Origin of the sequence: Propionibacterium ruminifibrarum, assembly GCF_900289195.1 — a bacterium.
Classification (GTDB): Bacteria; Actinomycetota; Actinomycetes; order Propionibacteriales; family Propionibacteriaceae; genus Propionibacterium; species Propionibacterium ruminifibrarum.
Genome location: NZ_OMOH01000002.1, coordinates 339,164 through 359,378, shown reverse-complemented (window position 1 = coordinate 359,378; position 20,215 = coordinate 339,164). Strand labels below are relative to the sequence as shown.

The 20,215-nt window shown below is 70.1% G+C and carries 17 protein-coding genes; 7 read left to right on the top strand and 10 right to left on the bottom strand.

Annotation, left to right across the window (positions count from 1 at the left end; genetic code table 11):
• Positions 1–3: 3 nt before the first annotated feature.
• Complete coding sequence (locus tag PROPJV5_RS03605; protein ID WP_119714954.1) at positions 4–1,017, bottom strand: hypothetical protein; 1,014 nt, start codon at positions 1,015–1,017, stop codon at positions 4–6.
• 145 nt (positions 1,018–1,162) lie between these two features.
• Between PROPJV5_RS03605 and rimP the strand changes: the two genes are divergently transcribed.
• Together rimP and nusA are read left to right on the top strand one after the other, a co-directional pair.
• Positions 1,163–1,636 carry a ribosome maturation factor RimP gene (gene rimP / locus PROPJV5_RS03600; protein WP_119715003.1) on the top strand — a complete coding sequence of 158 codons (474 nt, stop codon included), beginning with the start codon at positions 1,163–1,165 and terminating at the stop codon, positions 1,634–1,636.
• A gap of 1 nt (position 1,637) precedes the next feature.
• Complete coding sequence (gene nusA / locus PROPJV5_RS03595; protein ID WP_119714953.1) at positions 1,638–2,630, top strand: transcription termination factor NusA; 993 nt, start codon at positions 1,638–1,640, stop codon at positions 2,628–2,630.
• Between the two features lie 189 nt (positions 2,631–2,819).
• On the opposite strand, the gene PROPJV5_RS03590 is transcribed toward nusA, so the two are convergent.
• From PROPJV5_RS03590 to PROPJV5_RS03580, 3 genes are read right to left on the bottom strand one after another with little or no spacing between them, the layout of a single operon-like run.
• The gene (locus PROPJV5_RS03590) at positions 2,820–4,457 is read right to left on the bottom strand and encodes an ABC transporter permease (RefSeq protein WP_220474317.1); all 1,638 of its coding nucleotides are present in this window, start codon (positions 4,455–4,457) and stop codon (positions 2,820–2,822) included.
• A complete protein-coding gene (locus PROPJV5_RS03585) occupies positions 4,454–5,377 on the bottom strand; it encodes an ABC transporter ATP-binding protein (protein WP_119714951.1) in 924 nt (307 codons plus the stop codon). Before PROPJV5_RS03585 ends, PROPJV5_RS03590 begins: the two co-directional genes overlap by 4 nt.
• Before the next feature lie 2 nt (positions 5,378–5,379).
• Positions 5,380–6,018 carry a TetR/AcrR family transcriptional regulator gene (locus PROPJV5_RS03580; RefSeq protein WP_119714950.1) on the bottom strand — a complete coding sequence of 213 codons (639 nt, stop codon included), beginning with the start codon at positions 6,016–6,018 and terminating at the stop codon, positions 5,380–5,382.
• 163 nt (positions 6,019–6,181) lie between these two features.
• On the opposite strand from PROPJV5_RS03580, the gene PROPJV5_RS03575 reads away from it, so the two are divergent.
• The 5 genes from PROPJV5_RS03575 to PROPJV5_RS03555 all read left to right on the top strand — a co-directional run bounded on the left by PROPJV5_RS03575 (position 6,182) and on the right by PROPJV5_RS03555 (position 11,536).
• Positions 6,182–6,427: a YlxR family protein gene (locus tag PROPJV5_RS03575; protein ID WP_239018377.1), complete on the top strand. Its 246-nt coding sequence runs from the start codon at positions 6,182–6,184 to the stop codon at positions 6,425–6,427.
• Between the two features lie 240 nt (positions 6,428–6,667).
• Positions 6,668–9,532 carry a translation initiation factor IF-2 gene (gene infB, locus PROPJV5_RS03570; protein ID WP_119714948.1) on the top strand — a complete coding sequence of 955 codons (2,865 nt, stop codon included), beginning with the start codon at positions 6,668–6,670 and terminating at the stop codon, positions 9,530–9,532.
• On the top strand, positions 9,532–9,954 hold the full coding sequence (gene rbfA, locus PROPJV5_RS03565; RefSeq protein ID WP_119714947.1) for a 30S ribosome-binding factor RbfA: 423 nt from the start codon (positions 9,532–9,534) through the stop codon (positions 9,952–9,954). The genes infB and rbfA overlap by 1 nt, the downstream gene beginning before the upstream one ends.
• The gene (gene truB / locus PROPJV5_RS03560; RefSeq protein WP_119714946.1) at positions 9,951–10,859 is read left to right on the top strand and encodes a tRNA pseudouridine(55) synthase TruB; all 909 of its coding nucleotides are present in this window, start codon (positions 9,951–9,953) and stop codon (positions 10,857–10,859) included. The genes rbfA and truB overlap by 4 nt, the downstream gene beginning before the upstream one ends.
• Positions 10,859–11,536, top strand: a complete 678-nt coding sequence (locus PROPJV5_RS03555; RefSeq protein WP_119714945.1) for a GAP family protein — start codon at positions 10,859–10,861, stop codon at positions 11,534–11,536. The genes truB and PROPJV5_RS03555 overlap by 1 nt, the downstream gene beginning before the upstream one ends.
• 101 nt (positions 11,537–11,637) lie before the next feature.
• Here the strand turns inward: PROPJV5_RS03555 and PROPJV5_RS03550 are convergent, their stop codons facing one another.
• The 6 genes from PROPJV5_RS03550 to PROPJV5_RS03525 all read right to left on the bottom strand — a co-directional run bounded on the left by PROPJV5_RS03550 (position 11,638) and on the right by PROPJV5_RS03525 (position 19,954).
• Positions 11,638–11,856, bottom strand: coding sequence for a YbdD/YjiX family protein (locus PROPJV5_RS03550; protein ID WP_119714944.1), 219 nt, complete (start codon positions 11,854–11,856; stop codon positions 11,638–11,640).
• On the bottom strand, positions 11,853–14,264 hold the full coding sequence (locus PROPJV5_RS03545) for a carbon starvation CstA family protein (RefSeq protein WP_119715002.1): 2,412 nt from the start codon (positions 14,262–14,264) through the stop codon (positions 11,853–11,855). Before PROPJV5_RS03545 ends, PROPJV5_RS03550 begins: the two co-directional genes overlap by 4 nt.
• A 230-nt stretch (positions 14,265–14,494) precedes the next feature.
• Positions 14,495–15,349, bottom strand: coding sequence for a formate dehydrogenase accessory sulfurtransferase FdhD (fdhD, locus tag PROPJV5_RS03540; RefSeq protein ID WP_119714943.1), 855 nt, complete (start codon positions 15,347–15,349; stop codon positions 14,495–14,497).
• 13 nt (positions 15,350–15,362) lie between these two features.
• Positions 15,363–18,191 (bottom strand): formate dehydrogenase subunit alpha, encoded by a 2,829-nt coding sequence (gene fdhF, locus PROPJV5_RS03535; protein ID WP_220474316.1) that lies wholly within the window; start codon positions 18,189–18,191, stop codon positions 15,363–15,365.
• Entirely contained in the window at positions 18,184–19,452 is a 1,269-nt protein-coding gene (locus PROPJV5_RS03530; protein ID WP_119714941.1) for a complex I 51 kDa subunit family protein, read from the bottom strand. Before PROPJV5_RS03530 ends, fdhF begins: the two co-directional genes overlap by 8 nt.
• A complete protein-coding gene (locus PROPJV5_RS03525) occupies positions 19,445–19,954 on the bottom strand; it encodes an NADH-quinone oxidoreductase subunit NuoE family protein (RefSeq protein WP_119714940.1) in 510 nt (169 codons plus the stop codon). The genes PROPJV5_RS03530 and PROPJV5_RS03525 overlap by 8 nt, the downstream gene beginning before the upstream one ends.
• Positions 19,955–20,215: the final 261 nt, after the last annotated feature.

Sequence of the window (20,215 nt, the reverse complement as noted above, 5' to 3'; positions counted from 1 at the left end):
GCCTCACACCCAGCCGGGCCAGGTGCTGGTGCCGAGCCCGTGCAGGGGGGCCTGAGCGGCCTGCTGCGTCGCCTGCTCGATGATCTCGTCCAGCCCGTACGGGTCGGCGGAGGATTGCGCGCTGGGGCCGGAATCCGGCGAGGGCGAGCCGGAGGCCCCCGTCGTGGCGGCCGCCAGGCGCACCCAGCCGGCCAGCAGATCGTCCTCCAGACGGGCCCAGATGCCGTCACGCGCGCCGGCGTCGTCGGGGTCGCCGTCCAGCTCGTACTCCAGCTCGGGGCCGGGCACCTGCCCGCCGGCCGCTGTGATCCGCCCGGCCAGCTCGACCCGCAGCGCGTCGGCCTGGTCGCTGCGGGCCGACATGTCGTCGCGGCCGCCCCCCGAACGGCCGATCATCGTCTCCAGCCCGTAACGCAGGGCATCGACGCGACTGACGAGCGCGGCCATGGCCTCGGGCGCGGTACCGGCCTCGACGTGCACGGGAACGGCACGTCCGGCGACCGGGGCCGGAGTGAACGACGAGGCATCGGCGCACGCCGCTCCGCGAGCGGCGAAGACGGCCAGCGAGCACCAGAGCATGCGCATCGACGGGTCCTGCTCGTCCAGCGCCGCCGCCCGGTGGGATTCGGCCGCGTCCCGGTAGGCCCGGGCCAGGGACTGCGACCCGGCGGGCGTCGCGGTGGCGCTCGGCGACGGGGGGTCGGCCACGGGGGAGCGGTCGGACCCGGTGCCGCCCAGTGGATCGGCCTGCAGCAGGACCCGTGCGTGCGCGGCGTGGGCCTCGGCCGCGCCCCGGCACCATGGGGCCAGGCCCGCGTCCGGGTCCGTCGCCGCGCCGGCCAGAGCCGTCGTGAGCGCGGCCAGCTCGGTCTCCACCGCGGCGGCGACGTACCGGGGGTCGTCGGGCGCCAGGGTGCCCGTCGTCGCCGAGGACCCGGACGTCACGACGGGGGAGGGTGCGCAGGACGCCAGGGCGCCCAGCACCGGAACGGCCAGAATCATCCTGCGGGTGACCATGCCCACACCCTAGTGCGGCGGACCACGGCGGTCGTGCCCGCGCCCGAGGGGGAGGCGGCCCGCGTGCCGTGGTCCCCGGCCGACGGGCCGCCCTCGCCTATGCTTGAGGCACAACCTGAACGACAAGAGGATGAAGGACCGGCCCGTGAACGAATCAGCGTTGGTATCCGTGCTCGAACCCGTCGTGGCCGCGCACGCACTTGAATTGGATGACCTCACCGTGGTGAGAGCCGGTAAGCGCAGCGTCCTGCGGATCACGCTCGATGGGGACGGCCCGGATGGCCGCGGCCCCACCATCGACGACATCGCCGAGGCCACGCGCGCCATCTCGGCGGCGCTCGACGAGTCCGACGCCGTCGGTGATGCGCCGTACACGCTCGAGGTCGGTTCCCGCGGGGTGTCCTCGCCGCTCGAACGCCCGGCCCACTGGCGCCGCAACCTCTCCCGGCTGGTCCGGATCACCCCCGTCGACGGTGACCGATTCGTCGGCCGCATCCGGGCCGTCGACGACACCGGTGCCGACGTGGACGTCGACGGCCGGGTGCGCCGCGTCGGTTTCGACGAGGTGCGTCGTGCCGTCGTCCAGGTTGAGATGAACCCCAAGGATGAGGAGGCCTGAGATGGACGTGGACATGTCGGCCCTGAAGGCCATCGGCAATGAGAAGGACATCCCCCTCGACTACTTGGTGAGCGCCATCGAGGACGCGCTCTACAACGCCTACACCAAGACCGAGAACCCCAAGCCCGGTGCGCGCGTGGTGCTCGACCGCAGGTCCGGCAAGGCCTCGGTCATGGTTCCCGAGCGCGACGAGAACGGCGACCTCGTCGGCGAGTACGACGACACCCCCGCCGATTTCGGGCGGGTCGCCGCCTCCACGGCCCGTCAGGTGATCTTCCAGCGGCTGCGCGAGGCCGAGGACGAGCGCAAGTACGGCAAGTTCAGTGCCTCCGAGGGCGACATCCTCACCGGTGTCGTCCAGAAGGACGGCGACAACCGGACGGTGCGTGTCGACCTGGGTGGGATCGAGGGTCTCATGCCCCTGGCCGAGCAGGCCCCGGGCGAGACGTACGAGCACGGCACACGCCTGCGGGTCTACGTCGTGAGTGTCCGCATGGAGGCCCGCGGTCCCCGGGTGATGGTCAGCCGTACCCACCCCAACCTCGTCAAGAAGCTCTTCGAGCTCGAGGTTCCCGAGGTGGAGCAGGGTGTCGTCGAGATCATGGGACTGGCCCGCGAGGCCGGCCACCGCTCCAAGATCGCGGTCGTCTCCCACAACGCCGACGTCTCCGCCAAGGGCGCCTGCATCGGCCCGATGGGGCAGCGAGTGCGCGCCGTCATGCGTGAACTGAACGACGAGAAGATCGACATCATCGACTGGTCCGAGGACCCGGCCGTGTACGTCGGCAACTCCCTGAGCCCCGCGAAGACGGTCGGCGTGGAGATCATCGACGAGGCCGCGCGGACCGCACGCGTCGTCGTGCCCGACTACCAGCTCTCCCTGGCGATCGGCAGGGAGGGGCAGAACGTCCGGCTCGCCGCCAGGCTCACCGGCTGGAGGATCGACATCAAACCGGATATCACCCCCAACTCACCCTCTACAACCCCAAGTTGACCCGGGCATTCTCGTGTGGTAGCTTCATATGCGGGTCGTGAACGACCGGTTGAGGGTGAATCACTCTCCCGCTCGTTTACACCTATGGCTGGGATCCCAGGGGGTGGGGATCCCAGCCGCTTTTATGTCCGGGTTCCTCATTCGCACGTCACGCCGTGCCCGGACACCGCAGTGGCGGGGCCGTGAGGATCAGGACAGGTCCCTGCGCACGAACCCGGCGAACCCGATCGCCCAGAGCACGAGCGCGATGGCCGACACGACGGCCAGTCCGGTCCACTCGACGTCGTCCGCCATGACGTTCGGCACGTGGTGCATCGGGCTGATCGACAGCGCCCATTCCGGCAGGTTGAACGTCGGCCCCAGCAACGTGATGGCGAAGGTCGCCACGATGCCGCCCCAGCCGATCGTGCGCAGCCCTGGGCACGCGCCGACGGTCGCCGTCGAGAGTCCGACGAGCAGCCATACCGCGGGGATCGTGCAGGCGCCCTGGTACAGCGCCTCGCCGAACCCGACGCCCGTCCCGTCCGCCGCGTTCACCAGCCCGATGCCGGAGCCGGCGATGAGCAGTGCGCAGCCGGTCGCCACGAGCGCCACCATGACGTTGGCCGCCAGGTAGCGGCCGCGGTGCAGCGGGCCGGCCAGCAGCGGCTCGAGTCGGTGCTCCAGCTCCTCCGCGTGGACGCGCAGGACGATCTGCGCGCCCATGATCGCGGCGACGATGCCGATCAGTTGGAGGACCGTCACGATGAAGACGGTGCTGAGCTCGGCCGTGCTCGTCGCGCCGGTGGCGATGCGAGCGGCGATCACCGGGTTGTCGGCCAGGATGGAGCCGACCGAGGTGCTCAGCGTGCCCATGACGATGCCGAGCAGCGCGAAGGCGAGGCCCCAGCCGGCGAGTGAGGCGCGGTGCAGGCGCCACGGGAACAACCAAACGCCCAGCCGCGGGGCCGCCGCGCGTCCGGCGCGAAGCGGAACGAAGCCGAGACCGAAATCCCGGCGGCCGGCCGCGACCAGGGCGGCAGCGAGGAGCACCACCGTCAGGCCGAGCGCGGCGAGCAGCGGCCGCGGATCGTTCTCGGCGGCCGGCCCGGTCCGCTCGAACCAGCCGAAGGGGGTCAGCCACTGCGTCCACTCCGGTGCGTCGCTCGCATCGAGGTAGCCGCGCGCCCCGTAGAGCACCCCCATCGGGCCGATCGCCAGCCAGTTCGCGGTGTGCGCCTCGGAACCGAGCTGTGCGGTGAGCGCGGCCAGCGCGCCGAAGACCAGCGCCGAGGCGGTGAAGTTCGCCGAGAGGACGAGCGTCGGGGTGGGTTGGCCGCCGAACGCCCAGGTGAGGAGGAAGCACAGCGCACCGAGCGCACCGGAGGCCAGGACCGCCGCGACGACCGGTACGACCAGCCGCGCCCGCCGGCTGATGACGCCCGCGGCGACGAGCTCGGCGCGTCCGGAGTCCTCCTCCGCGCGTGAGGTGCGGATGACGAGCAGGATTGTCATGAGCCCGGACAGCAGGGCGCCGAGCATCCCGGCGCGCCAGGCGTTGAAGCCGTCATTCGTCATGAGGTCGCGGGCCGGCCCGAAGATCAGTTCGAGGGCCGGGCTCGAGGACATGGTCAGGGCCAGTGCCTCGCGGTCCGCCGCATCGGGGAAGATCCAGCGGTAGGCGGCGATCGAGCTCGCCGACAGGACACTGACGAGCACGATCCAGGCCATGGTGGCCCTGGCCTCCTGGCGCAGGGTTGCGACGAGCAGCGGCCGGATTCCGGTGTACCAGGGCGCGGGGCGCCCGCCACCGGGCCGCGACGGGCGTGCCCCGACGGCCGGCATCACGCGTCCCCTCCCTCGTGCCCAGCGGCATCGGCGGCGTCCTCGTACTGGTGGAGGAAGAGGTCCTCGAGGGAGGCGGGGGAGACCTCCAGCTCCGACATCTTGAGGGGCAACAGTGCGGCCATCGCCTCGTCGATGCGGTCCGGTTCCACCAACGCGTTCAGCACGCCGCTCGCGTCGACTCGCGGATCCGCCAGCGGCAGGGCGGACAGCTCGGCGGGGAGCCGCTCGACGCGGACGCGGACGCGGGTCCGGGTGCTGCCGCGCAGCTCGGCCAGGGTGCCCGAGGAGATGACGCGGCCCCGGCGGATGATGCTCACCCGGTCCGCCAGCGCCTCGACCTCGGACAGGATGTGGCTGGACAGCAGCACCGTGCGGCCCCTCGCCCGCTCGTCGGCGATCTCGGACTGGAAGACGGCCTCCATGAGCGGGTCCAGCCCCGACGTCGGCTCGTCCAGGATGAGCAGCTCCGCGTCCGAGGCGAGAGCCGCGACGATGGCAACCTTCTGCCGGTTGCCCTTGGAGTACTGCCGGCCGCGTTTGGTGGGGTCCAGTTCGAAACGCTCGATGAGCTCGGCCCGGCGTCGCATGTCCAGTCCGCCCCGCAGGCTGCCCAGCAGGTCGATGGCCTCACCGCCGGACAGGCCCGGCCACAGCGAGACGTCCCCGGGCACGTAGGCGATCCGGCGGTGCAGCGCGACCGCGTCGCGCCACGGATCGCCGCCGAGCAGCTCGACATGGCCGCCGCCGGCGCGCAGCAGGCCGAGCAGGATGCGGATGGTGGTGGACTTGCCGGAACCGTTCGGACCGAGGAAGCCGTGCACCTCGCCGGGCGCGACCTCCAGGTCGAGGCCGTCGAGGGCGGTGAACGAGCCGAACCGTTTGACCAGGCCACGGGTGAGGATCACCGGGTCCGTTCCCATGATCAGTCCTCCTCGGGGGTGTTCTCGGGGGCCGTCAGGTCGGCCCGGATCGTCGGGCCGATCAGCTCGAGGAGCGCGTCACCTGACAGACTCGCCAGCGGTTCGAGGTGCAGGATCTTCCGTGCGATGAGCGTGCCCATGAGGTGACTGGCCACCAAGGTGAGGCGCAGCCGTGCCTGCTCGGCGCTGAGATCTCCCAGCCTGGCCGAGACGGGTTCGACCAGTGCCGAGAAGAGGAAACCGACCAGGGCGCTGAACTGGTCCGGGTCGTCGAGCGCGCGTCGCAGGAGAGCCGTCATCTGCGGCCCCGTCTCGGGACTCTCCCAGATCTCGAGGTAGGTCCTGGCGATGAGCTCGGGCAACTCGTCCGCCGAGCAGACCCGGTCGAAGCGTGCCAGCACCTCCTGCAGATCGAGCGGGATCTGCATCGCCTGCCCGAACAGTCCCTCCTTGCCGCCGAAGTAGTGATTGATGAGGGACGGGTCGACCCCGGCGCCGCGCGCGATGGCGCGTACCGAGGCGCCCGCGTAGCCCCTGGCCGCGAACAACTCACGGGCCGAGGCGATGAGCGCATCACGGGTCGCCTCGGACTTTGCTCTGCGCCGAGGGGCGCCGGCGAGGTCGCCGGTAGGGCCGGCCATGACAGCTCCTTCAACAACTGTTGAAAACAGTATGGACGAAAGACGCCGCGTAGTTCAACGGTTGTTGGACAACTTCTCCGGGCGGCACCCGGCAGGGCCTCGGTGTCGCCACGCGCAGCGGCCGACGGCCAGAGCCGGAACCGGGGATCGGTACCCTGGTCACGTGAGCAGATCACGTCCGCTGCGGACCTGTGTCGGCTGCCGACGCGTCGATGACCCGGGTGCGCTGCGCCGCTATGTGCGCACCGGGCACGGACTGGTGCTCGACGAGGATCGTCGTGTCCCGGGGCGGGGGGCCTGGGTGCATCCGGATCCACGCTGCTGGGACGGTGCGCTGCGCGGGGGATTCGCCCGCAGCTTCCGAACCCCGATCCGCCCCGACCAGATAGACCGACCGCCCTTCGGGTAGTCGGACCGCGCAACCGGCTGCCGACCCACCCCGTCCCCGTTTGGCCTCCGAGGGGTGCTGCGGGGTAAACTGATCCTTGCGCGTCATTCCGGCGTGCGGTCAGTCGTGCCGCGAGGTGCGGTGTGGTCCCGGTGATTTCTGAAAGTGGGCTAACGCTCATGACCACTCGATGAGTACGCAGCAATGAGCACAACCGACAACTAACCGGTCCCGGCAGACGCCTGGACCTGAAGGAGAGTAGTGGCCAAGGTCCGCGTCTACGAGCTCGCCAAGGAGCTCGGACTCGAAAGCAAAGAACTTCTGGCGAAGCTGAAGGACATGGGCGAGTTCGTTCGTTCCGCTTCGTCAACCATTGAAGCCCCCGTGGTGCGCAGGGTGACCGAGAAGGTCAAGTCCGAGAGCGCCGGGGGCGATTCATCGCCCGCAGCCAAGCCCGCGCCGGCATCGAAGGCCTCGCGTTCGTCCGCGCCGACGGTTGGCTCGTCCGCCCCTGCGGCGCGCCCCGGTCCGGCGAAGCCCGCGGCGACCCCGGGGGCGCCCAAGCCCGGTGCCGCCCCCAAGCCCGGCCAGACACCGATCCCGAAGGCACCGGCACCGGCCGCCGAGTCGGCCCCGGTCTCCTCGCCGACCCCGCGTCCGGGCGCCCCGGCCCGACCCGGCGGCCGTCCCACTCCGGGCCCGCGGCCCTCGGCGCCGAGCCAGCAGCGTTCCGGCGGCGCACCGTCCGCACGTCCGGGGCCACGCCCCGGTCCCCGTCCGTCGGGTTCCCGGCCGGGCGCCACCGGCGGCCTGCCCACCAGCCGTGGCCGCCGTACCGGTGCCCCGCGCCCCGGCAACAACCCGTACAGCTCCTCCCAGGGCATGGGGCAGCAGCGCCGGGGGCAGGGGCAGCAGGGCCGGCCCGCCGAGGGGGCCAGGTCGCGTGCACCTCGCCCGGGGCCCACGGGGGGTCTGCCCCGTCCCGGCGGCACCTCCGGCATGCCTCGCCCCAACCCGGCGATGATGCCCAAGCGACACAACTCCCAGCTAGCTCCCGCCGGCAGTCGCCCGGCCCGTGGCGGCGGCCGCGGGCGTGGCAGCAGTGGTCCCGGCCGCGGCGGTGGTTTCCGCGGCGGGCCCGGCATGGGTGCGCCTCTCGGCGGCGGCCGCGGTGGACGCGGCGGCCGTGGCGGTTCGGGCACCCAGGGTGCCTTCGGACGGGGCGGCGGTAGCCGTCGTGGCCGCAAGAGCCGCAAGCAGCGCAGGCAAGAGTTCGACGAGATGCAGGCGCCGACGATCGGCGGCGTGCGCATCAGGCAGGGCAACGGCGAAACCATTCGGCTGCGCCGCGGCTCCTCGCTGACCGATCTCGCCGAGAAGATCGGCGCGGACCCGGCCGCCCTGGTGCAGGTCCTGTTCAACCTGGGCGAGATGATCACCGCCACCCAGTCCGTGCCGGACGAGACCCTCGAGGTCCTCGGCGCCGAACTGAACTACACCATCGACGTGGTCTCCCCCGAGGACGAGGACCGGGAGCTCCTCGAGAGCTTCGACTTGGAGTTCGGTGAGGACGCCGGTGACGAGTCCGATCTCGCCCCGCGCCCCCCGGTCGTCACCGTCATGGGTCACGTCGACCACGGCAAGACCAAGCTGCTCGACGCGCTGCGTCACACCCACGTGGTCGAGGGCGAGGCCGGCGGCATCACCCAGTCGATCGGCGCCTACCAGGTGCAGGCCGAGGTCGACGACGAGGATCGCCGCATCACCTTCATCGACACCCCGGGTCACGAGGCCTTCACCGCCATGCGTGCCCGCGGCGCGAAGTCCACCGACATCGCGGTGCTCGTCGTCGCGGCCGATGACGGTGTCATGCCGCAGACCATCGAGGCCCTCAACCACGCGAAGGCCGCCGACGTGCCGATCGTCGTCGCGGTGAACAAGATCGACAAGCCCGGCGCCGACCCCACCAAGGTGCGTGGCCAGCTGACCGAGTTCGACCTGGTGCCCGAGGAGTACGGCGGCGACACCATGTTCGTCGACGTCTCCGCCGTCACCGGCCAGGGGCTCGACGACCTGCTGCAGGCCATCATCCTGACCGCCGACGCGGCCCTGGACCTGCGGGCGAATCCCGACATGGCCGCTCAGGGCGTCGCCATCGAGGCCCACCTCGACAAGGGCCGTGGCCCCGTCGCCACCGCCCTCGTCCAGCGCGGCACCCTGCGCAAGGGCGACTCGATCGTCGCCGGGTCCGCGTACGGCCGGGTGCGGGCCCTGGTCAACGACCATGGCGAACAGGTCGACGAGGCGTCCCCCTCGACGCCCGTCCAGGTGCTGGGCCTGACCAACATTCCGGGAGCCGGCGACAACTTCCTGGTCGTCGAGGACGACCGGATGGCCCGCCAGATCGCCGAGAAGCGCGAGGCCCGCATCCGTGCGGCCCAGCAGGCGGCGTCGAGCCGCCGCCGGACGCTCGACGAACTGTTCGAGCAGATGGAGAAGGGCGAGACCAACGAGCTGCTGCTCATCCTCAAGGGCGACTCGGCCGGCTCGGTCGAGGCGCTGGAGGACTCGCTCAGCCAGATCGACGTGGGCGACGAGGTCGACCTGCGCGTCATCGATCGTGGTGTCGGCGCCATCACCGAGACGAATGTCACGCTGGCCGCCGCATCCGAGCCGCACGCCGTCATCATCGGCTTCAACGTGCGCCCGACCGTCCAGGCCGCGCGCATGGCCGACCAGAACAACGTCGACGTCCGTTACTACACGGTCATCTACGACGCCATCGACGAGATCGAGTCCGCCCTCAAGGGCATGCTCAAGCCCGTCTACGAGGAGAAGACGCTCGGCACCGCCGAGATCCGCGAGATCTTCCGCTCGTCCAAGGTCGGCAACATCGCCGGGTGCATGGTGCTCGACGGTCTCATCAGGCGCAACGCCAAGGCGCGCCTGGTGCGCGACGGCGTCGTCCTCGCCGAGACCTCGATCAACTCGCTGCGCCGTGAGAAGGACGACGTCACAGAGGTCCGTGAGGGCTTCGAGTGCGGTCTCACGCTTGGCTACTCCGACATCCAGATCGGGGACCAGGTCGAGACCTACGAGATGGTCGAGAAGGAAAGGGACGCGTGATGCCCAGCCCCCGGATCGCCAAACTCGAGGACCAGATCCAGGTCGTCGTCGCCCAGATGCTGCAGAGGCGCGTCAAGGACCCGCGGCTGGGTTTCGTCACCGTCACGGACGTGCGTCTCACCGGTGACGCCCGCGAGGCCACCGTCTTCTACACCGTGATGGGGGACCAGTCCGACCTGGCCGCCACCGCCGCGGCGCTCGAATCGGCGAAGGGCCTGATGCGGTCCACCGTCGGCAAGAGACTGGGCCTGCGGTTCGCCCCGACGCTGACCTTCGTGCCCGACGCGACCACCGAGGCCGCGGCGGACATGGAGGACCTGCTCGCCAGGGTTCGGCAGGCCGACGAGGAACTGGAGTCCCGCAAGGGCACCGAGTTCGCCGGATCGGCCGACCCCTACCGGGCCGACGACGAGACCGAGTGAGCAGACGCACCGCCCCGGCCGGGCCCAGCGGCCTGGTCGTCATCGACAAACCGGCAGGCCTCACCTCTCACCAGGTGGTGGGGCGCTGCCGGCGTCTGTTCGCGACGCGGCGCGTCGGTCACGCCGGGACCCTCGATCCGATGGCCACCGGTGTGCTCCTCATCGGCGTCAACCGGGCCACCCGCCTGCTCGGTCACCTGGCGTTGAAGGACAAGACCTACACGGCCACCATCCGGCTCGGGCAGACGACCGTCACCGATGACGCCGAGGGCGAGGTCACCGAGACGACCGATGCCTCCCGGCTGAGTGACGCGGCGATCGAGGGGGCCGTCGCCGCGCTGCGCGGCCCGATCATGCAGGTGCCCAGCGCGGTCTCGGCCATCAAGGTCGACGGGCGGCGCTCCTACGCCCGGGTGCGTGCCGGTGAACGGGTTGAACTGGCCGCCCGCCCGGTCACCGTCAGCGAGTTCGCGGTGCTCGGCAGGCATGACCTGGATGGCCTGGTCGACCTCGACGTCGTCGTCACCTGCTCATCGGGAACCTACGTCAGGGCCCTCGCGCGCGACCTCGGTGCCGCACTGGGCGTCGGGGGCCATCTCACCGCCCTGCGCCGCACCCGGGTCGACGGCTACCGCGTCGAGGACGCCCACGACCTGCCCGCCCCCGGTGAACCGGCTCCGCCGATGATGACCATGGCCGAGGCCGCTCGCCGCAGTCTCGCGGTGCTCGACATCGACCAGGAGCAGCGCGCCATCGTCGTCCACGGCGGCCTCCTCCCCGTCGAGGTACCCGCCGACCCGACCGGCCTGGTCGATCCGGCCGGTGAACTCGTCGCCCTGTACCGCCCGGACGGCCGGGGCCGGTCACGGGCCGTGGCCGTGCTGGTCGGCGGGGAGGGGCAGTGATGGGGGCCGTGTGGGCCGCCGCCGGCTCCATGATCGGCCTCGGGCTGCTCATGGGGTTCAGTCCGACCACCTATGCCCTCGTCGTGCACCTGCTCACCGTGGCCAGGCGACCGGGACGGTCCGTCGCCTGGATCTGCGTGGGGCTCGCCGCGATCGCCACCGTCATGCTCGTGCTCTTCCACTTCGTCGACCCGGACCGCCTCACCGACCTGTTCAGGGCCAGGGCTTCGGCCCTGCTCATCCGCCGTGGCGTAGATCTGGTCGCAGGAGTGCTCGCCCTGGCCGCCGGGGCCGCTCAGCTCGTCGACTGGCGCGTCAACCTGCCGCGCAGGCGCCGGCCCAGGGCCTCCCACGGCGGTTCCCCGTCGCACCTGATCGGTCTCGGCGTGGTCGCGGGCATCGGGCTCAGCGAGCCGGCGACCATGTACGTGACGGGGCGTGTCATCGCCTCGGTCACCCATGACGTCGTCGTCGCCGGCCTGCTCTACCTCGTCTTCCTGGCGGCCCTCGTCGGCCCCTACCTGGGCGCCGTCCTCGCCTGGGTGCGCATGCCGCGCGTGGCGGATGCCGTGAGGACATTCTTCGAACGTGCCGCCCGTCTCGACCACCGGCCGATCGCCGGCGCCGTCCTGCTCGGCATCGGCGTCGTCTTCGTGCTACTCGCGATCGTGCACTGACCAGCGGGCCGCCGGGCGCATGCGCCACGCCTGGGCTCCGTCACACGCAGAACGGGGCGGCCCGGTCAGGCAGAACTCGGGCCGCCCCGTGTGCCGGGCCCTCAGCAACAGCCTGAGGACACGTTCTCCTCGTCGAAGTCGACGCGCGCCCGCCAGAACTGGCGTTCGCTCATCGGCTCATGACCGGGATGCTCCAGACTGTGCCGCAGCAGGTACCGGTCGTACGCGGACTCCCCGGTGAAGTCGCGCCACAGGGTCCGCGCCGAGAGCAGGGCAGCATGGACCCGGCCGAGCGGTCGGTCGGAACGGCCGGGGCTCATGAGCCCGTCTCCGTCGCGGTCCCGGCCGTCTGCCGGGATGCGCGGTCGGCCTGCTTCAACCCGGGGATGAGTGCCGGGTCGCCGACGACCTCGTACTCGGCCACGCACTTCTTGTCGAGCGCGGTGCTGATCATCGTGGTGGGCGCGAAGAAGTTCGACTCCTGACGCGGGTCCTCCGAGGTCGTCGTGTCACCGGTGCGCAGCGTCCGGACGATGCGGATGATGCCGCAGACCATGACGAAGGCCACCGTCACCAGGAAGACGATCGACAGCGTCCCCTGGATGAAGGTGTTGCGCACGATGGCCCGTTCGACGGCGATCTCCTCCGGATCGGTGAGCGTGGTGAGCAGGCTCCTCGCGTCCCGCCACTGCTGCCAGTAGCCGAGGGCCGGATCGTGGGAGAAGATCTTCTGCCACGAGGCGGTGAAGGTCACCACCGTGTCGAATACCAGCGGGATGATCGGTATCCACGCCCAGCGGGCATAGCCCTTGCGCACCACCATGACGGTGACCACGAGCAGGGCGACCGCGGCGATGAGCTGGTTGGCGATGCCGAACAGCGGGTAGAGCGTCTGGATGCCGCCGCGTGGGTCGGTGACGCCCATGAGGAGCAGCGAGCCCCAGGCGGCCACCACGACAGCGGTGGAGATCCATGCGCCGATGCGCCAGGACGGGTCCGCGAACCGTGGTATCACATTGCCCAGTGCGTCCGACAGCTGGAAGCGGGCCACCCGGGTGACGGCGTCGACCGCCGACAGGATGAACAGCGCCTCGAACATGATCGCGAAGTGGTACCAGAAGCCCATCATCGTGCGTCCCCCGCCGACCTGGTGCAGGATGTGCGCCATGCCCACGGCCAGGGTCGGCGCGCCGCCGGTGCGCGAGACGATGGAGGTCTCGCCGACGTCCTCGGCGACCGCCCGGTAGGCGTCGCCGTCGTAGACGGTGACCGTGTTGCCGTCCTCGTCCCAGGTGTCCCAGGCGGCGCGGATCTGACCGCCGTACACGTCGGAGACCCCGAGATTCTGGACGGCTTCCGCCGTGATGTCCTCACGGTTGTCGGCCGCCTGTACGACCGCGCTGCCTGCCAGGTTGTCGACCGTCGCCGTCGAGGTGTTCATGCCGAAGTAGATGCCCTGGTTCAGGCTGACGGCGGCGGCCATCGCCATGACGGCCACGAAGGACTCCATGAGCATGCCGCCGTAGCCGATCATGCGGGCCTGGGACTCCTTCTGGATCATCTTGGGGCTGGTGCCCGAGGAGACCATGGCGTGCATGCCGGACAGGGCGCCGCAGGCGATCGTGATGAACAGGAACGGGAAGATGCCGCCGGCGAAGACCGGACCGGCGGTGTTGGTGGCGAACTCGGTGACGGCCGGCATCTCGACGATGGGACGTACGAGGATGATGCCTAGCGCCAGGACGACGATCGTGCCGACCTTCATGAAGGTGGAAAGGTAGTCCCGCGGGGTGAGCAGCATCCACACCGGCAGGACGGCGGCGAAGAAGCCGTAGATGATCATCGCCCACACCAGGGTGGTGGGGGACAGGTGCAGGTGCGCCTGCCCGAAGCTCGACTCGGAGACCCAGCGGCCCGAGATGATGACCCCGATGAGCAGCGCGAAGCCGACGAGCGAGACCTGGGTGATCTTGCCGGGCTGGACGAAGCGGAGCCACAGGCCCATGGCGATGGCGATCGGGATGGTGCAGCCGACCGAGAAGACGCCCCACGGGGAGGCCGCCAGGGCGTTGACGCAGATCATGGCGAGCACGGCCAGGACGATCATGAGCATGACGAAGACGATGATGGTGGCGACGATGCCGCCGACCGGACCGATCTCGTCGGTGGCCATCTGGCCCAGCGAACGCCCGCCCCGGCGCATGGAGAAGAACAGGACGAGCATGTCCTGGATCGCCCCGGCCAGGCAGACGCCGATGACGATCCACAGGGTGCCGGGCAGGTAGCCCATCTGGGCCGCGAGGACGGGGCCCACCAGCGGGCCGGCGCCGGCGATGGCCGCGAAGTGATGGCCGTAGAGCACGACCCGGTTCGTCGGGTCGAAGTCCTTGCCGTTGTTGATGCGCTCGGCCGGGGTCGCGTTGGTGTCGTCCGGGCGCATGATCTTGCGCTGGGCGTACAGTGCGTAGAACCGGTAGGCGATCGCGTAGGTGCACACCGCGGTGATCACGAACCAGATCGTGTTGACCCGTTCGCCACGGACAATGGCGAGCATGGTCCACCCGAGCACGCCGAGCACTGTGATGAGGCCCCAGATCGCGATGCGCCTGGGCGTCCACCGGCGATCGGGTTTGACGCCCACCGGTACGCCCTGGGTGTTGCGTATGACGCGCTCTTCTTCCTCCGGGGAGTAGGTGGGCAGTGTTGCTGCTGACGTCTGTTCAGCCATGAATTGAGTCACCTGGCTCTCGTCATCGTTGTCATACCAGGAGGTGACCAGATCGTGATGCACATGGCACCTGGGACCGATCCTCCGGTGCTCATCGTAGGACCGTGGTCGTGCCCTGGCCAGAGATCAGGGTCGGATCAGGCACGCTGTCGTGTTCGCTGTGAGCGGGGGCGCCGGTGGGGGAGTGCGTCTCCCGGGCGCTGGGCGGGACGGAGGGTCCGGGGTCGGGGTCACTCGGCGGTGTCTGTCCCGCGCACTCGTTCGGGGTTCGCGTAGAGGCTCATCCGATCGCCCCTGACGAAGCCGGCCAGGGTCAGGCCGGTCTCCTCGGCGATCCGTACCGCCAGGGCCGTGGGCGCCGAGATGCCGGCGAGCACGGGGATGCCGGCCAGGACGGATTTCTGCGCCAACTCGAAGCCGATGCGCCCCGAGACCATGAGCACGCAGCCGCCACCGGGCCGCCGCCCGTTGAGCATCGCCCAGCCGACCACCTTGTCGACGGCGTTGTGCCGGCCTACGTCCTCTCGCGCCACCAGCAGCGACCCGTCGTCGGTGAACAACGCGGCGGCATGCGTCGCACCGGTTGCCGAGAAGGTCCGTTGGGCGTCGCGGAGCCTGTCGGGCAGGCCGAGAAGCGTGTTCGCCGCCACCCGGGTGTGGTCGGCGTCCAGGTCGAAGCGGGCGTCCCGGGTGAGGGCCTCCACCGTGTCGGTGCCGCAGATGCCGCAGGCCGAGGAGACCACGGTTGCGCGGCCGGTCCGCGGTGGTGGGACCGAGTCGGTGAGCCGGACCTGTAGGACGTTGTAGGTGTTGCGTGGCCGACCGGTCTCCTCGTCGGTGACGGTGCCGGTGCAGTAGCGAGCGCCGACGACGTCCGCCGGGCCGGCGATGATGCCCTCACTGGCGAGGAAGCCGTGCACCAGCTCGATGTCGTGGCCCGGCGTGCGCATCGTCGTGGCGTAGCTCGCCTCCCCGAGACGGATCTCGAGGGGTTCCTCGACGGCGAGCGTGTCGACGGCGGTGATGCCTGCGGGATGGTGCGCGTCGATCCGGACGACACGGTGCCGCGTCGTGACCCTGCCCATGGGCTCCGGTCCTCTACAGCAGGGCGGGCTCGTGGAGCCCGCTGAGCCGTCCGGGTGTCGGCGCGTCGGCGGTCTTCTCGACCCTGATCGCGCAGACCTTGTACTCGGGGATGAAGCACAACGGGTCGGTCGCGTCGTTGGCCACGACATTGGGGTTGCCGCTCGGGAAGTGGAAGGTCATGAAGGCCTCGCCCTCGCCGACCCTGTCACCGACCCAGGCCTGCGTCTCGATGGCGCCGCGACGCGAGCTGACCTTGACCAGGTCGCCCTGGGCGATGCCGAGGGCGCGGGCATCGGTCTCGTTGATCTGGATGTAGGACTGCGAGGCGATCCGGGTGAGGCCCTCGGTGCGGTGGGTCATCGCACCGTTGTTGTAGTGGTACAGCATGCGACCGGTGCTCATGAGGATCGGGTAGTCCTCGTCCGGAACCTCGTTCGGCTCCTGGTACTCGGTGGGGTAGAAGTAGCCCAGACCGCGTTTGAACGCTCCGACGTGCATGATCGGCGTGCCCGGGTGGTCCCTGGTGGAGCAGGGCCACTGCAGGGACTCGCCGGCGTCCAGCCGGGCGTGCGAGATGCCTCCGAAGTCGGGGTCGACGAGGGCTATCTCGTCCATGATGTCGGCGGCCGTCTCGAGAGTCTCGGGGTAGCCCATGCGGCGCATGACCTCGGCGAAGATCCACGTGTCGAGCCGGGCGTTGCCGGGGGCGTCCACGGCCTTGCGCACGCGCTGGACGCGGCGCTCCGTGTTGGAGAAGGTGCCCTCCTTCTCGACGTACGCCGAGCCGGGCAGGACGACGTCGGCCAGCTCGGCCGTCGGCGTCATGAACAACTCGTCGACGACCAGCAGGTCGAGGGCCTCGAGGCCCGCCCGGACGTGGGCGGTGTTCGGGTCGGTGACCATCGGGTCCTCCCCGAAGATGAACAGGCCCTTGACGCGTCCCTCGGCGGCGGCGCCGAACACCTGGGTGGCGCGCAGGCCGATCCCGCGTGGCAGGGCCCTGCCCCAGACGCCCTCGAACTTGTCCATGACACCGGGGGCGTCGAACTTCTGGTAGCCGGGCAGGTTGTGCGGCTCGCACCCCATGTCGCAGGCGCCCTGCACATTGTTCTGACCGCGCAGCGGGTTGATGCCGCAGCCGGGCCTGCCGTACTTGCCGACCACCATCGCCAGGTTCGACAGGGACATCACGTTCTGGGTGCCGCTGGTGTGCTCGGTGACACCGAGGCAGTAGATGATCGGGGCGCGCTCGGCCTTCGCATAGATCTCGGCGGCGCGGTACAGGTCGGCGACCGGGATGTGGCACAGCCGTGCCACCTTCTCCGGCTCGTACTCGGCGACGATCTCGCGGAGCGCCTCGAAACCCTCGGTGCGCTGCGCGATGAAGGCCTCGTCCGCCCAGCCGTTGGCGATGATGATGTTCACCATCGCATTGGCGAAGGCGATGTCCGTGCCGGGCCTGATCGGCAGGTGCAGCTCGGCCATCGACGTGAGGTCGGTCCTGCGGGGATCGACGACGATGAGTTTGGCGCCGGCCCGCACGGCGGCCCGGATCTGGGCGCCGATGACGGGGTGCGCCTCGGTGGTGTTCGAGCCGACGAGCAGGATCGCATCGACGTCGTGGGTGACGTCACGGATGGTGTTCGTCATGGCGCCGGAGCCGAGCGTCGTCGCCAGGCCGGTGACCGAGGCGGAGTGACAGACGCGCGCGCAGTTGTCGACGTTGTTGGTGCCGATTGCGGCGCGCATCATCTTCTGGAACATGTAGTTGTCCTCGTTCGGCGCCCGTGAGCACGAGAAGCCGGCGATGGCGTCCGGGCCGTCCTTGGCGATGATGGCCTTCATCCGGTCGGCGATGAGGTCGAGGGCCTCGTCCCAGCCGGCCTTGCGGAACTCGCCGTTCTCCTTGATGAGGGGATCGGTGAGGCGGTCGGACGAGGAGGCGAACTTGTACGACCCGAACTTGCCCTTGACGCACAGGATGCCGCGGTTGGCCGGTCCGTACGCGGGTTCGACGCCGACGACCCTGCCGCCGCGGACCTGCAGTTCGAGCTGGCAGCCCACGCCGCAGTGGGGGCAGGTGGTGACGACCTTGTCCTCGACCTGCCAGTCGCGGTATCCGCGCTGGTGGTCCTTGGCCTCGAGTGCCCCGACGGGGCACACCGAGACGCAGTTGCCGCAGGACTCGCAGTTGGTGAGCTCCCAGGGCATCTCCCAGCTCGTCGACATCTGGGTGTCGAAGCCGCGCTGGGTCAGGGCTATGACGTTGCGTCCCTGCAGCTCGCCGCAGGCGCGGACGCAGCGGCGGCACATGATGCAGCGGTCGGCGTGGAAGGTCAGGAACGGGTTGGACGAGTCGACCTTGTGCCCGATGAAGCGGCCGTCGGGGAAGTCGGTGCGGTCGATGCGGTACTGCATCGAGTAGTCCTGCAGGCGGCAGTCGCTGTTGGCCGCGCACCTGAAACAGTCGAACTCGTGGTTGGAGCAGAGCAGGTCCAGGATGAAGCGCCGGGACTCGAAGATCTCGTCGTCCATCGTGACGATCTCCATGCCCTCGGACAACGGTTCGGCGCAGGAGATCTTCATCGCCGTACGGCCCCGCTGGGTGATCTTGACCATGCACATGCGGCAGGACCCGTCGGGTGCCAGGTCACGCATCTCGCACAGGGTGGGGATCTCGATGCCGAGCGCGCGGCAGGCCTGCAGGACCGTGAGGCCCTCGGGCACGTCGTGCGCGCGGCCGTCGATCACGACGCCGACGGTCCTGGTGGGCTCGGCGCCTGCCAGGCCGGCCTGCTCGCCGTCGATCCGGATGGGGTTCGGTGCCATGGTGTTAGACACGGGTCGGCTCCTTCACGAGTGCCGCCTCGAAGGCGGGTCCGGCGCCATCCAGGGCGCTGAGGATCGGGACGTCGATGCACTGGCCCAGCCCGCAGGCCGAGAGCTTGTGGACCTGCTCGGTGGTCGTGCGCAGCCGCTGGATGTCGTCGGGTTCGCCGCGGCCGGAGGCGAGCCGGTCGAGCACCTCCCAGACACGGGTCGTGCCGAGCCGGCAGGGCGTGCACTTGCCGCAGGACTCCTTGCGGAAGAAGACCATCACCTGGCGCAGGTAGTCGACGATGTCGACCGTGTCGTTCATGACGACGATCGCCCCCGAACCGATCGCCTTGCCGCCGGACCATGCGTCGTCGTAGTCGTAGGGCGCGTCCAGGATGTTCTCGAAGCCGATCGGCCCGGAATGGCCCCCGCAGTGGACGAAGCCGAAGTCGCCGCCGATGACGCCGCCACCGAACTCGGGCGACCAGATGAGCTCGCGCAGCGTGTACCGGCCGAAGGGCACCTCGAAGACGCCCGGGTGCGCGACGTGCCCGCAGATGGAGATGAGCTTGGTGCCTCCGCCGTTGGCCGACCCCTGGCTCCGGTAGTACTCCCCGCCGTTGGCCACGACGAGTGTCACGGCGGCGTAGCTCTCGACGTTGTTGACCAGCGTCGGCCTGCCGTACAGGCCGACCTCCGCCAGGTGAGGGGGCTTGATGCGCGGCCGGCCCGGCTTGCCCTCGATGGAGTTGAGCATGGCCGAGTTCTCACCGCACACGTAGGCTCCGCCGCCGGCGACCGTGTCGATGTCGTAGTCGAAGCCCTCGATGCCGAGGATGTCGTGGCCGAGCAGGCCGGCCTCGCGGGCCTGTTGGAGGCATGAGCGGAGGATGCCGAATTCCTCGGGGTACTCCCCGCGTACGTAGATGATGCCCTTCGGGGAGCCGAAGACGCGGCCGGCGATCGTCATGCCCTCGATGACCGCGTAGGGGTTCTTCTCCAGCAGGACCTGGTCCTTGAAGGTGCCCGGCTCGCCCTCGTCGGCGTTGCAGACGATGTACTTGGGGTCGCCCTCGATGCGCGCCAGCTGGCCCCACTTCCTGCCCGTGGGATAGGCGGCGCCGCCCCGGCCCCGTACGAGACCGGTGGAGATCTCCTCGATCACCGCGTCGGGGCCCACCTCCACGGCCCTGCGCAGGCCCTCGTAGCCGCCCTGGGACAGGTAGACCGACAGCTGCTTCTGGTCCGCGTCGTCGCCGACGTGCTCGAGGAGACGGTCATACATGCTGGCTCACCTGTTCCTGATCTGCGCGGTCGCCGGCGACCAGCCGGTCGATGAGGTCGCGGAGCACGGCGGGGGAGACCCGGTGGTGCACCGCGCCGTCGATCCTGACGTTCGGCGCGGTCGCGCAGCGGCCGAAGCAGGGGACGGTCTCGACGCACAGGGCACCGTCCTCGGTCACCTCGTCCATGGCGATGCCCAGCCGTTCGGCGGCCGTGCTCTGCAGGGCGTCGCCGCCCTGGAAGTAGCAGGGTGTGCTCTCGCAGATCTCGACGCTGTGCCGGCCGTGCGGTGTCGCGTGGAGCATGTGGTAGAAGGTCACGATCTCGTACATCGCCGTGACCGTCATGCCCAGGTCCTCGGCCACCTGGGCTGCGGCCGACCGGCTGACGTAGTGCTCCGGGCTGACGTGCTGGATGTCCTGGAGGATGGACAGGATGTGCTCGCGCGAGTGGTCCCAGCGCGCGAGGATCTCGTCGACCTCATCCCTGGTCGGATCGGTCATCGTTGGCTCTACCTCCGAACTCACCCTGCTCGCCGAACCCCTCGTCCACCGGGCCGCCGGGCGGGCCTCCCGGACGACGTCGCCGGGCCTGCCTGCCGATTCGGTCCGAATTGGTCCGTTTTGTTCCTGTGGCTTCCACGATAACCCCTCACGTGGTGGTGCAAGGCCGTGTTCACGAGTGCATCGCGACGTCCGGTCCCGGGGCCGTCGCGTGAATGCCCGGGAGCCTGGGCGGCTGTTCCCGGTGGGGTGTGGAAGGTC